This is a genomic window from Rhizobium sp. BR 249 (assembly GCF_047445895.1).
Classification (GTDB): Bacteria; Pseudomonadota; Alphaproteobacteria; order Rhizobiales; family Rhizobiaceae; genus Rhizobium.
In genome coordinates, this window is the sequence record NZ_JARWKX010000003.1 from 231,584 (window position 1) to 244,047 (window position 12,464).

At 61.2% G+C, this 12,464-nt stretch carries 12 protein-coding genes; 7 read left to right on the forward strand and 5 right to left on the reverse strand.

Annotated elements, in window-relative coordinates; all coding sequences use genetic code 11:
* Nucleotides 1–19: 19 nt before the first annotated feature.
* Nucleotides 20–919, reverse strand: a complete 900-nt coding sequence (locus QD408_RS05065; RefSeq protein ID WP_414138545.1) for a LysR family transcriptional regulator — start codon at nucleotides 917–919, stop codon at nucleotides 20–22.
* 73 nt (nucleotides 920–992) lie between these two features.
* Here QD408_RS05065 and QD408_RS05070 point away from each other — a divergent pair, with 73 nt between their 5' ends.
* Nucleotides 993–1,223 carry a DUF1127 domain-containing protein gene (locus QD408_RS05070; RefSeq protein ID WP_088685402.1) on the forward strand — a complete coding sequence of 77 codons (231 nt, stop codon included), beginning with the start codon at nucleotides 993–995 and terminating at the stop codon, nucleotides 1,221–1,223.
* Between the two features lie 91 nt (nucleotides 1,224–1,314).
* Nucleotides 1,315–2,148 carry an enoyl-CoA hydratase gene (locus tag QD408_RS05075; RefSeq protein WP_088685520.1) on the forward strand — a complete coding sequence of 278 codons (834 nt, stop codon included), beginning with the start codon at nucleotides 1,315–1,317 and terminating at the stop codon, nucleotides 2,146–2,148.
* Here QD408_RS05075 and QD408_RS05080 read toward each other — a convergent pair whose 3' ends face one another.
* Together QD408_RS05080 and QD408_RS05085 are read right to left on the reverse strand one after the other, a co-directional pair.
* Nucleotides 2,149–2,985 (reverse strand): EamA family transporter, encoded by an 837-nt coding sequence (locus QD408_RS05080; protein WP_088685403.1) that lies wholly within the window; start codon nucleotides 2,983–2,985, stop codon nucleotides 2,149–2,151. It lies immediately after the preceding gene.
* A gap of 474 nt (nucleotides 2,986–3,459) precedes the next feature.
* The gene (locus QD408_RS05085; protein ID WP_088685404.1) at nucleotides 3,460–3,783 is read right to left on the reverse strand and encodes a hypothetical protein; all 324 of its coding nucleotides are present in this window, start codon (nucleotides 3,781–3,783) and stop codon (nucleotides 3,460–3,462) included.
* 117 nt (nucleotides 3,784–3,900) lie between these two features.
* On the opposite strand from QD408_RS05085, the gene QD408_RS05090 reads away from it, so the two are divergent.
* From QD408_RS05090 to QD408_RS05105, 4 genes are all read left to right on the forward strand, one after another.
* A complete protein-coding gene (locus QD408_RS05090; RefSeq protein WP_088685405.1) occupies nucleotides 3,901–4,329 on the forward strand; it encodes a CoA-binding protein in 429 nt (142 codons plus the stop codon).
* A gap of 116 nt (nucleotides 4,330–4,445) precedes the next feature.
* Nucleotides 4,446–5,729: an O-acetylhomoserine aminocarboxypropyltransferase gene (locus tag QD408_RS05095; RefSeq protein WP_088685406.1), complete on the forward strand. Its 1,284-nt coding sequence runs from the start codon at nucleotides 4,446–4,448 to the stop codon at nucleotides 5,727–5,729.
* Between the two features lie 24 nt (nucleotides 5,730–5,753).
* Nucleotides 5,754–6,095 carry a cupin domain-containing protein gene (locus QD408_RS05100; protein ID WP_088685407.1) on the forward strand — a complete coding sequence of 114 codons (342 nt, stop codon included), beginning with the start codon at nucleotides 5,754–5,756 and terminating at the stop codon, nucleotides 6,093–6,095.
* Between the two features lie 233 nt (nucleotides 6,096–6,328).
* A complete protein-coding gene (locus QD408_RS05105) occupies nucleotides 6,329–8,455 on the forward strand; it encodes a bifunctional diguanylate cyclase/phosphodiesterase (RefSeq protein ID WP_088685408.1) in 2,127 nt (708 codons plus the stop codon).
* A 68-nt stretch (nucleotides 8,456–8,523) separates the two neighbouring features.
* On the opposite strand, the gene QD408_RS05110 is transcribed toward QD408_RS05105, so the two are convergent.
* Nucleotides 8,524–9,768: a cytochrome P450 gene (locus QD408_RS05110; RefSeq protein ID WP_414138546.1), complete on the reverse strand. Its 1,245-nt coding sequence runs from the start codon at nucleotides 9,766–9,768 to the stop codon at nucleotides 8,524–8,526.
* Nucleotides 9,769–9,986: 218 nt separating this feature from the next.
* Complete coding sequence (locus QD408_RS05115) at nucleotides 9,987–11,240, reverse strand: GGDEF domain-containing protein (RefSeq protein ID WP_414138547.1); 1,254 nt, start codon at nucleotides 11,238–11,240, stop codon at nucleotides 9,987–9,989.
* A gap of 400 nt (nucleotides 11,241–11,640) precedes the next feature.
* Here QD408_RS05115 and clpP point away from each other — a divergent pair, with 400 nt between their 5' ends.
* Complete coding sequence (gene clpP / locus QD408_RS05120) at nucleotides 11,641–12,270, forward strand: ATP-dependent Clp endopeptidase proteolytic subunit ClpP (RefSeq protein WP_003573944.1); 630 nt, start codon at nucleotides 11,641–11,643, stop codon at nucleotides 12,268–12,270.
* Nucleotides 12,271–12,464 lie beyond the last annotated feature (194 nt).

The following is a 12,464-nucleotide window of genomic DNA, read 5'->3' on the forward strand; positions in this document are numbered from 1 at the left end:
TTCCAAGGTCGAAAGCCGCCTAATCCTCGAGGCCGCGCAGGCATTTCATCATTTCGCGCAGGCCGCGCGTCAGGTGTTTGTCCCGGCGAAGAACCATGCCGAGGCGGCGCGTGAGCTTGGGCTTTAGCGACGACGTCGCCACGAGGCCTGCGCGGTCTCTTTTCAATGCCAGCCCCGGCAGGATCGACCAGCCGAGCCCCACGGCCACCAGTTCCTTGATCGCCTCGATGCTGCCGAACTCCATCGCGGGCCGGGTCGTCGCATCCGAGCCGGTCAACCACGTGTCGATCGCGCGTCTTGTGTTGCCGCCCTCGTAAAGCAGCAGCGTCTTTTCGCGCATGAAAGCGGCGTCCGGTCCGCCCTCCGGCATGCGACTGCCGGCGGGAGCGACGGCCAGCAACTCCTCTTCGTAGAATGTCTCGATCTCGAAGTTCCGCCCGGATGCCGGCAGCGCGACGACGGCGATATCGAGGCTGTTGGCTTCCAGGTCGCGCAGAATATCGTCGGCATTGCCGATATGGACGGTGATTTCGAGGTTCGGCATGTTTTTCCTGGCGGCGGCGATGGCGCGGGGAAGCAGATGGATCGACGCCGTGCCGCCGCTGCCGATGCGCACGCGGCCGCTCGCGCCATCTCTGTGCGGCATCATCGCTTCTTCCGCGGCAGCCGATTCTTGGAGCAGCCGCCTTGCATGCACGAGCAGGTCGAGGCCTGCGGCTGTCGGCTGCGCCCGCCGTCCGACGCGCTCGATCAGCCGGACGCCGAGCCGCTGTTCGAGACCTTTGACCTGCAGGCTGACCGCCGGTTGCGTCAGGCCCTCCTTGTCGGCCGCAGCCGTAAAACTTCCGAGATCGGCGACGTTGACGAAGGCCGAGAGCTGATCGAGATTAAGAGGCACGCCAAAGAAATCCTTATGCATATGATAATATCCATAAGCTTCTTTCGTGGCGTCTTCCAGGCCATCCTTCATCCGTTGAAAAAAGGAAGAAGAGATGGCTCTGGATACAAGCGAGATCGCTGAAGCCTCCGGCGATGCCGCCCGGCGGAAACTCCGCAAGATCATGGGCCTAGCCCTGCGGCTTCTCGCGGCTGTCGAGCATCGCCTGGAGAAGCGCCGTAGCCGCCGCACGCTTATCGACCTGACCGACGACGAACTTCGCGATGTCGGCCTGACGCGCGGCCAGGCGAGGACCGAGGTCTCCAAGTCCTGGTTCTGGTCTTGACGTCGGTTCATCCGGAGAGCGGATCTTGCTCGAAATTGCTGCCGCCTTGTGGCAGAACACCTGTCTGAAAATCGAGCGCAGGAGCATGGTCATGGCCGAAATCGTATCCTTCCGGAAGGACGCAGACAGGATGGAAGAGAGCGGATTGCTGGTCCGCTCGCTGCGGGACGGCGTGCTGCGGCTCGTGCTCAACAACCCGCCGACCAATGTGCTTTCCGTCGCGCTTCTCGAAGCGCTGACGGCCGCGCTCGAGGCGGCTGACGCGGATGCGGATGTGCGCGTGATCGTCATCGCCTCGACCGGCAATGTCTTTTCCGCCGGCCATGACCTCAAGGAACTCACGGCCCATCGCGCCGACGAGGACCAGGGTGTCGGTTTCTTTGAAAGAAGCTTCCGGCTCTGCGCCGATCTGATGCTGAAGATCGCGCACCTGCCGAAGCCCGTCATCGCCGAGATCGATGGGCTCGCGACGGCCGCGGGCTGCCAACTCGTTGCTTCCTGCGATCTGGCGATCTGCACGGATACCTCGACCTTCTGCACGCCGGGCGTCAATATCGGCCTCTTCTGCTCGACGCCGATGGTGGCCGTTTCCCGTGCCGCGCATCGCAAGCAGGCGATGGAGATGCTGCTGACCGGCGAGACGATCGACGCCTCGACCGCCAAGGATTTCGGCCTCGTCAACCGCATCGTGCCGAAACAATATCTGACGCAGGTGGTCTCCAAATATGCCGGCGTCATCGCCAGCAAGTCGCCGCTGACCCTGAAGATCGGCAAGGAGGCCTTTTACAGGCAGCTCGAACTGCCGGTCGAGGCAGCTTACGATCATACCGTCAGAGTGATGGTCGAAAACATGCTGACGCAGGATGCGCAGGAAGGGATCGGCGCCTTTCTCGGCAAGCGCAAGGCGGAATGGAAGGGCGAATGATCACGCCAATTTCAGAACCAGTCCGCCGATTGCGATGACGACGCCGGCGACGTAGCGCCAGATGCTGGCCTTTTCCTTGAACACGGTGACGGAGATCACAAGCGCAAAGAGGATCGCGGTTTCGCGCAAGGCGGCAACGGTTGCGACCGGCGCTTTCGTCATCGCCCAGAGCGCCAGCCCGTAGGAAGCGATCGAGCCTGCGCCGCCGATGAGGCCTCGCCACCAGTTCCGGCGGATATGCTTAGCCACTGCTAAAACGCCGCGTTGCGACGTCGCCCAGGAAAACAGCAGGACGGGCGGCAGCAACGACATCCATAAGGTGTAGGAAACCGCGTTGCCGGAAAGGCGAGCGCCAATGCCGTCGACATAGGTATAGCTGGCGATAACGCAGGCATTGGCAAGCGAGAAGAGGACGGCACGGCCGCTGCCGCGCCGTGCTTCGAGAGCGAGCGTCAGCACGCCGGCCGAGATCGTCATGATGCCGGCGAGGGCGCCGCTGGAAAGATTTTCCTGCAGGATGAAACCGCTGATCGCCGCAATCAGCAGAGGGGCGCAGCCGCGCATCAGCGGATAGACGAGGCCGATATCGCCGGCTCGGTAGGCGGCGGCGACCAGTTGGAAATAGACGAATTGCAGGATGGCCGAGGCGCCGATGAACGGCCAGGCGGCGGTTTGCGGCAAGGGCAGAAAGGCAAGGAATGGCAGCGCCGAAACCGCGCCGCCGGCCGAGATCAGCGCCGCATCGAGCGATTTATCGCTGCCGGCTTTGACGATGGCGTTCCATATCGCGTGCAGCAATGCGCCGAAGAGAACGAGCAGAATGACGTCGACAGGCAAGGGAGCAAATCCGGAAAGGGGACGAAAAAGAGGAAACGCCTCGCCATAGGCGACCTAAATTCTTGAAAAGACAACTGGCATTTGCACGAAAATGGAAGGCTGCGGTGACGGCCTCGTTCAGATGTCGATTGACATCCTTCGATATGTGATCAAAGGCGGCCCGTCAGATCAATTTTTACGTGCGCGCGACATGCGTTCAATCCAGGCGAGGCTTTCAACTATGAGATGCTCCTAATGGATGCGGGAACGTATCGTGATATTATCGGGAACAAATACGGAAAGTTTGCGCGAGGTTTCGGAGGTCGTCTATTCTATGCTGCTGAAACATAGATATTATTCTATAACTTTGACATAGTTGAAAATTAAAGCTTATGATTGTGTAAACTGCAGGAAATCGCATCACGGGATTGAGCCCAGGCCTCTTTACAAGCGCGAAGGGCGTATAGTTTTGCGTCCGTCTCGGCGGCGGAACTATCAGAGTTGATAATGCGGAATGAACAGCATCCCGTCAAGGTTGTCGATGTTCTGGCAGTTCAGGACCGGGCAGCGGGGGGTGTCTTTCGAGGGAATATGGGTCCATTCGGCATAATCGGTCGCGTCGCAGTAATTGCTGTTGCGGACGTAGCGATCGTAGAGCGGCAGGCCTCGGGGAGACTGGTAGCGGAAGATGACGGCGCCCTGATTGTGGATGGCGGCGCGCACGCTGGCGCAGCTCATGGTGAGCGGATTGTAGCGCGAGATCGCCAGCGCCGGCGATGCGGCGAGCACGAGCGTGAGGGCAAGAGCGATTTTTTTCATCGAATTATCCTCATGAGTATCCACTTCATATATACGCCAAAAGCGTGCGGCCGGTTTCACGGAAATGAAAAAAACTGCAGGCGGCGCCAAGGGACTCACGGGAGTGGAGAAGCGGACATGAATCACGACGCTTACGGGGACGATTATCTGGCCGGCATCCTGCATTCGGTAAAGACCATCGCGCTGACCGGCGCTTCGCCCAATCCGGCGCGGCCGAGCAACGGCGTCATGGGTTATCTGCTGTCGCTCGGATATGAGGTCATCCCGGTCAATCCGGGGCAGGCGGGCAAACAGATCCACGGCCGCACCGTCTATGCCCGGCTCGCCGATATTCCCGTGCCGATCGACATGGTCGACGTCTTTCGCGCCTCCGAATATCTGGATGGGGTCGTCGAGGAGGTGCTGGCGCTGGAGCCGCTGCCGAAGGTCGTCTGGTCTCAGCTCGGCGTCCGCGACGATGCGGCTGCGGCAAAGGCGGAAGCCGCCGGCATCAAGGTGGTGATGAACCGCTGCCCGGCGATCGAGTATCCTCGCCTCATTGCCTGACCTGCTGTCCGCGGAGACGGATTTTCCACCGAACGCCCCTGGGTTGAAACGGATCGCGATTAACTTTCATCCGCGACAGGCTATGATCCTGCCCGTCACGATAACTGGAGGACGACATGGCCAAGAATGATCCGGGATTCAATACTTTGGCGATCCATGCGGGCGCTCAGCCCGATCCGGCGACCGGCGCGCGGGTGACGCCGATCTATCAGACGACCGCTTTCGTGTTCAACGATTCCGATCATGCCGCCGCTCTCTTCGGCCTGCAGGCTTTCGGCAACATCTACACCCGCATCATGAACCCGACGCAGGCCGTGCTCGAAGAGCGTGTCGCAGCGCTCGAAGGGGGAACTGCAGCCCTTGCCGTTGCCTCCGGCCATGCAGCGCAGATGATCGTCTTCCACAACATCATGCGTCCGGGCGAGAATTTCGTCGCCGCCCGCAGGCTCTACGGCGGTTCGATCAACCAGTTCGGCCATGCCTTCGAGAATTTCGGCTGGCAGGTGCGCTGGGCCGATCCCGACGACCCGGCGAGCTTCGAGAGCCAGATCGACGAGAAAACGCGCGCCATCTTCATCGAAAGCCTGGCCAATCCCGGCGGCACCTTCGTCGATATCGCCGCGATCGCCGAGGTCGCGCATCGCCACGGCCTGCCGCTGATCGTCGACAATACGATGGCAACGCCCTATCTCATCCGCCCGATCGAGCACGGCGCCGATATCGTCGTGCATTCGCTGACGAAGTTTCTCGGCGGCCACGGCAATTCCATGGGTGGCCTCATCGTCGACGGCGGCACCTTCGACTGGTCGAAGTCCGGCAACTATCCGATGCTGTCGAGCCCGCGGCCGGAATATAACGGCATGGTCCTGCACGCGACCTTCGGCAATTTCGCCTTCGCGATCGCCGCCCGCGTGCTCGGCCTGCGTGATCTCGGGCCGGCGATCTCGCCCTTCAACGCCTTCCTGATCCTGACCGGCATCGAGACGCTGCCGCTCCGGATGCAGCGCCACAGCGACAATGCGATCGCCGTCGCCAGATGGCTGAAGGCGCACAGCAAGATCGCCTGGGTGAATTACGCCGGCCTCGAAGACGATCCGAACCACGCCCTGCAGCAGCGTTACTCCCCGAAGGGCGCAGGCTCCGTCTTCACCTTTGGCGTCCAGGGCGGCTACGAGGCGGGCAAGACGCTGGTCGAGAGCCTGGAGCTCTTCTCCCACCTTGCCAATATCGGCGACACCCGCTCACTCGTCATTCATCCGGCCTCGACCACGCACCGGCAGCTGACCGACGAGCAGAGGATCGCAGCCGGGGCAGGGCCCGACGTGGTGCGCCTCTCCGTCGGCATCGAGGATGTCAAGGACATCATCGCCGATCTCGAACAGGCGCTCTCGAAGATCTGACATCAAAGAGGTCTATGGCAAACCATGGCAAATTTCATCCCCTTCAGCATCGATGGCGTCGAACCCGAGTTCGGGGCCCCCGAGGCTGAGCGGATCATCTCCGGCGATCCGCAATTCCGCACCTGGAGCCTGGAGGAGGCCGAAGGCCTCTATTCCGGCATCTGGGAGGCGACCCCGGGCAAGTGGCGGATCGTCTATGAGGAGTGGGAATATTTCAGCCTGCTTTCCGGCCATTCGATCGTGACCGAGGACGGTGGTGAGCCGGTTCATCTGAAGGCGGGCGACCGGATGATCTTGAGACCCGGCTTCAAGGGAACCTGGGAAGTCGTTGAAACGACTCGCAAGGACTATGTGATCAAGGTCTGAGCGGCGGCGGCAAACCGGCTCCGGCGATGCCAGGCCTGTCCCGGTTTGCGGCGATTGTGGTCCGTTTCTGCTGCAATCTCACCGTTTCTTTCCCGGATAGACGGCATTTGATCGATCTTATTAATGGTGCCTATATCGTCAAATGGTAGACCTTATCTGCAGCGCATTGCGGACATGATGTCTCCTGCCGTCACCATAGACATGGCCTTGCAATTCATCTTTTCGGGATTGGCATGTCGTCGAATCTTGCGGGTAGGCACGTTCGCACCCAGACGTCTTCCATCATTGTGACAACCGTTTGCTTCGTTGTCGTCGCGCTGCTTCTGACCGGCCTCATGACCCATGTCGTCGCCACGATGACGCGGTCGGCGAACGAGATCGATGATGCCAGGGCCAATCGCGCCGCCCGCGCGGCGATCGCAGCCTTTGTCAGTCGCCTGAGCGCGACAACGACGGACAACGCCGTATGGGATGATGCCTACAAAGCGATCTCATCTCCCAGCGCGGCGGATTGGGCCTATGAGAACTGGGGTAAAACCAGCGAGGATTACCCGCTCTATGACGGCGCGATCGTGATCGGTCCCGACCGCTCGTCGATCGTCTCCGCATATTCCAAGGGCAAGCCCTTCCAGCCGGGTGCTTTTTTTGGCCAGGCCTTCTATCGGCAGATCGACACGGCCGCCGATTCCGTACAGGCGCCGGTGGTCAATTTCATCAAGACCGAAACGGGCATCGCGCTGATAGCGTCACAGGCAATTCAGCCTTATGAAGAGGAAGGCGAGCTTCCGAGGCTCAGCGTGCTGAGCTTCTACAAGGAATTCAACTCGGACGTTCTCGGCACGCTTTCGAACGAACACGAACTCGAGGGACTGCACCTTGCCGCCGCACCCGCGCCGGGCCTGCTGAACACGCCGATCACGGACATGAAGGGTGGCGTGATCGGCCATCTCGTTTGGCCGAGCAAAGCGCCGGGAAGTGCCGTGTACCGACAGGTCTATCCCTATGTTGCCGCTGCTACACTCATCCTCGTGCTGTTCCTGACCGGTGTTCTGCTGGCGGGCGTATCCGAGGCGCGGCGCCTGCGTAAATTGGCGCAAGCAGCGATTTTCGAAGCGAACCACGACAGCCTGAGCGGCCTGCTGAACAGGCATGGACTTCTCGCCCTGCTGGACGAGCTGGTCGTTACGGATTTTTCGCCGCCTCGGCTCTATCTGATCGATCTCGATGGGTTCAAGGCGGTCAACGACGCCTGGGGGCATGCGGTGGGGGATGACCTGATCCGGATGGTCTCGAACGCGCTGATCGCCTGCCACCCCGAAGTCGTTGCCGTGGCTCGGCTTGGAGGCGATGAGTTCGCCCTGGTGCAGGTCGGAACCGCCGCGCGCCAGGAGATAGAAGAGACCATTCTGGCGCTGTTTGCCGAGCCATTCAAAATCGACGGACGAACGATCGAGGTTGGAGCGAGCATCGGCGCTGCTGCGCGTGACGGAGACATCGAGCCTTTGGAGCTGCTGCGCAGAGCCGACATGGCGCTCTATCGCGCCAAGGAAAATGGCAGGGGCCGGGCGATCGAATACGACCCCGAACTGGATCGGGAGCGCCAAAGGGTCGCCGAACTGGAAAGCCTTTTGAAGACCGCCATCGGCGATGGTGCGATCGAAGCCGTTTTCCAGCCTCTCGTCTCCGCGACGACGGGTGCTGTCACCGGCCTTGAAGCGCTGGCCCGCTGGAAGACTGCGACTGGAAATATCAGCCCGGAGATCTTCATCCCGCTTGCCGAAAGATGCGGCCTCATCGATGCGCTCGGCGGCCATATGCTGAAAACATCGATCGAGCATGCCAAGAACTGGCCCGGTCTCGCACTGTCCGTCAACGTTTCGCCGGTCCAGCTCTGCAATCCGGAATTTGCCGTCGAAGTGATCTCGCTCCTGCAGGAACTCGATTTCGATCCGAGGCGCCTGACATTGGAGATCACCGAAGGCGTCCTCATGACAAATCCGGATCAGGCCCGCCGGTCGATAGATCACCTCAAGCAGGTCGGCATCAAATTCGCCCTTGACGACTTCGGCTGCGGCTATGCAAGCATCGGCGCATTGCGGCAGTTCGGTTTCGATCGGATGAAGATCGACCGCTCGCTCGTGTCCGCTCTCGACCAGGGCTCGAACGGCGCCGATGTTCTCAAGGCAACCATCTCTTTGGCGACCGCGCTGCAGATTCCCGTCACCGCGGAAGGCATCGAGAATATCCGCCAGGCAGCGATCTTGCGGGAGGCCGGCTGCGACCAGCTGCAAGGCTATTTGATCGGAAAACCGATGTCGGCATTCGACATATCCAATAAGCTTCAAGAACAAGCGGCGTAATGCCGTAAGGTTGTGGTGCACGGAAGACTACATCACCGGCCGCAACGGCTGATCTGCGGGGAGGCTGATCACCACCGCAGATCCAGCCGGTCCAGCCCGTGGAAATGGTAGACGTCCTTGACCACCGGCGTCTTTGCCAGCTTGAGGCCGGCGAGCCGCTCGAACAGGATCGGCAGCACGACATTGAGCTCCAGCCGGGCCAGCGGCGCGCCGATGCAGAAATGGATGCCGGCGCCGAAGGAGAGGTTTGCCGCCTCGTTTCGATCGGGCCGGAAGGTCAGCGGATCGGTGAATTTCGCCGGATCGAGATTGGCGGCGGCGAGGATGAGACTGACCTTGTCGCCACGCTTGAAGGAGACGCCGTCGATTTCGGCGGGCTCCAGCGCCCAGCGCTGGAAGATGTGAACCGGCGCACAGATGCGCAGGGTTTCCTCGACGGTGCGCTCCGTCGTCGCTTCATCCCGGAAGAGATCCGCCGGATCGCAGCCGCTGTCGAGGATGGTGCGCACGGAATTGCCGATCTGATGTACAGTTGCCTCGTGTCCGGCATTGAGCAGCACGATCGTCGTCGAGACGAGCTCCTCCTCGGTTAGATACTGGCCCTTGTGCTCGGTATGGATCATGTGGGTGAGCAGGTCGTCGCGCGGCGCGGCACGGCGTTCCGTGATGACCGTCTTGACGTAATCGGAAAACTCCTTTGCCGCCCGCTCTGCCTCTTCCTCATGGGCGCGCGTGCGGCCGAACATGTACATGCGGACATAAGCATGCGACCAGGCGAGCAGCTGCGGCCCCATTTCCTCGGGGATGCCGATCATGCGGGCGATCATCGTCACCGGAATGATGTCGGCGAAGGCCGAGAGCAGCTCGACTTCGCGCTGGTCGGCGAAGCCGTCGATCAGGCGGTTGGCGAGTTCGGCAAGCTCCGGTTTCATCTTTTCGACATGGCGGGAGACGAAGGCGCGGTTGACGAGCGTGCGCAGCCGCGTGTGCTCCGGCGGCTCGAGTTCGAGCAGCGAATAACGCTCCGATAAGTCGAAACTGGCAAGATGCGGCATCGGCTCGGCAAGGCCGAGCTCCTCGCGGCTGGCGATGTGCAGGATCTGCCGGCCGAAGCGACGGTCACGCAGCAGGCCGTTCACATGGTCGTAGCCGGTGAAGAACCACTGCTTCTGCTCCTGCCAGTAAAAGGTCGGGCAGTGGGCGTGAAGCGCCGCATAGACGGCGTTCGGATTGCCGTAAAAGGCCGGGTTACGGGCATCCAGCGAGACATGGCGGCTGGCGCGATCGATCGAGAGAAAGGGCGGTATCGTCATGCCCTGAGGCTTAGCGGATTTGCCGGACCTCGGAAAGATGGTGGCTTAAGCGCGCGTCCCGCAGGACGCGCCCATCACTTTAAGACTTGCGCCTAAGCCTAGAGCATGTCGTGCAAAAGTGTGCGGCGGTTTTGCGATAACGACATGCGTAAAACAAAGACCTAAAGCGCGAGGAGCGAATCTGAAGGATCGCGACGCGCTTTAGGAATCGATTCCAGTTAACCGGCCCGCGACAGAGTGCTCATGCGCCGCAAGGCCTCGACCTGGTCGTCGACCGTCGGCACCAATTCGCCGGCGGTGCTGCTCGGCGTGGCGGGCGCTGGGGCTGCCGCCTCCGCTTCGCCGAACGTGACCGTGCAATTGCGGCCGGCGGCCTTGGCTGCATAGAGCGCCCGGTCGGAGGCCGAGATCAGCTTGTCGATATTGGCTTCGACCGAGGAGGCGAGCGCGATGCCGATGCTGACGGTGACCGGAACGATCGCCTCGCCGGTGCTGACGGGAAGACGGCAGAATTCGGTGCGGATCGCTTCGGCGATCGCTTCGGCTTCCGTCTGGTCCGCGACGGCGGCGAAGGCTGCGAATTCCTCGCCGCCCATGCGGCCGAAGATGTTGCTCGGAATATACTGGCGGGCCATGCGCGCGAAGGCGGTGAGCACGGCATCGCCCGACTGATGTCCGAAGCGGTCGTTGACGCGCTTGAAATGGTCGAGGTCGAAGAGCATCACCGCGACCTGGCGTTGTTCGATATGAGCCGTTTCCTGGATGGCGTCGAAATAGCCGAGCAGGCCGCGGCGGTTGAGCACGCCCGTCAGCGCATCGGTCAGGCTCAGCGCCCGCAGGTGCCGTTCGGAGCGTTCCATGATCAGACGGCAGGTGAGCGCAAAGGCGATGGTGAGCAGGAAGGCGCTTGCCATCGCCGAGACGCCGCCGATATTGGTCGCCTCGATCTCGTTCGGCAGCATCAGCGCCATCGTCAGCGCCGAGCCGAAGCACAGGCAGCCCTGGATGACGAAGATGCCCATCAGCTTGACGCGGGTGCGCTCGCGGCGCATGTCGCCGGCGGCGACTGCCATGGCGAGCGCCGTGGCGCCCGTCGCCGAGGCGAGGTTGTAGAGCACGACGCGGTTGGAATAATCATCGTTGACCCAGGGCAGGAAAACGCCTGCCAGCCAGATCGCCGGCGGCAGCAGCGCCCACCATTCGATCTTCTTGCGGTCGAGCGCAAGAAAGCCTGCTACCCAGGCGCTCTGCCCGAGGAGCGCGATGGCATTGCCCGCTTCTATGGAAAGCACGCTGGGGATCTGGCCGCGCAGCGCGACCATCGCAAAGCCGATGCCGGTCAGAAGGAAGCCGAAGCCCCAATAGAGATAGGCCTCGTTCCTGACGTTGTGGCGCCAGGCGACGAACAGCACCAAAGCGAGCGTCATGGCCTCCGAGCACCAGATGGCGAGACCTGTAGCGATATTGAACACGGCAGCAACCCCTCGTCTGTCGGCCCTTGTCTGTTGGCCTGCATCCTTGCCGAGGAAGCTCGCCACTTCCTTAACGCCGCTGCACTGCGGCATGGTTTTACGCCGATATCTGCCGGTAGGCTTTCCGTAGGGTAAACGTGTGTGAGCACGGTCGAATGGAGTAAGCTTTTCTTCATCCTGTCACCGAGAAAAGCCGGGGGAGAGGGCGACTGGGGCTCGCGGTCGTCCGGGGTTTGGGAGAAAGAGGCTGCCGAAGCCGAAGCTTAGCCGCCTTGCCCCCGCCTTCTTAACGTTATCCCAATGCGTGTCTTGAAGAGAAGGGCAGGGACACTCTATGTAGGGATAAGACATTTTCTTTGATTCCCGGCGCCGGCCGGCGAGACGTTGACAAAGGACGCACATGAGAAACCCAGTCGATACCGCAATGGCCCTCGTGCCGATGGTCGTGGAACAGACCAACCGCGGTGAACGCTCCTACGACATCTATTCCCGCCTGTTGAAGGAACGTATCATCTTCCTGACGGGGGCCGTCGAGGACCACATGGCGACGCTCGTCTGCGCCCAGCTTCTCTTCCTCGAGGCTGAAAACCCAAAGAAGGAAATCGCGCTCTACATCAATTCGCCCGGCGGCGTCGTGACCGCAGGCATGGCGATCTACGATACGATGCAGTTCATCAAGCCCGCGGTTTCGACGCTCTGCATCGGCCAGGCCGCGTCCATGGGCTCGCTGCTGCTGGCGGCCGGCCACAAGGACATGCGCTTCGCCACCCCGAATTCCCGCATCATGGTGCACCAGCCCTCGGGCGGCTTCCAGGGCCAGGCTTCGGACATCGAACGCCACGCCCGCGACATCCTGAAGATGAAGCGCCGTCTGAACGAGGTCTATGTCAAGCACACCGGCCGCACCTATGAGGAAGTTGAAAAGACCCTCGATCGCGACCATTTCATGGATGCCGACGAAGCCCAGGGCTGGGGCGTGATCGACAAGGTCCTGACGTCCCGCCTCGAGATGGAAGGCGAGCAGGCCTAGTAATTAATTGGGATGGTGTTTTCGTCGCCACAGTTCTATCCCATTTGTGATTGAACAAGGGCTTTCATCCGGCGACGAAGACGCTAATAGTAACTATTAATGCTATGTTGAATTTTTATGACATAGCATTCGGCATTCGAAGGGGAATTCGTTGCCGCCGGAACCAGCACATGATTGATTGGAACCGGTTCGTA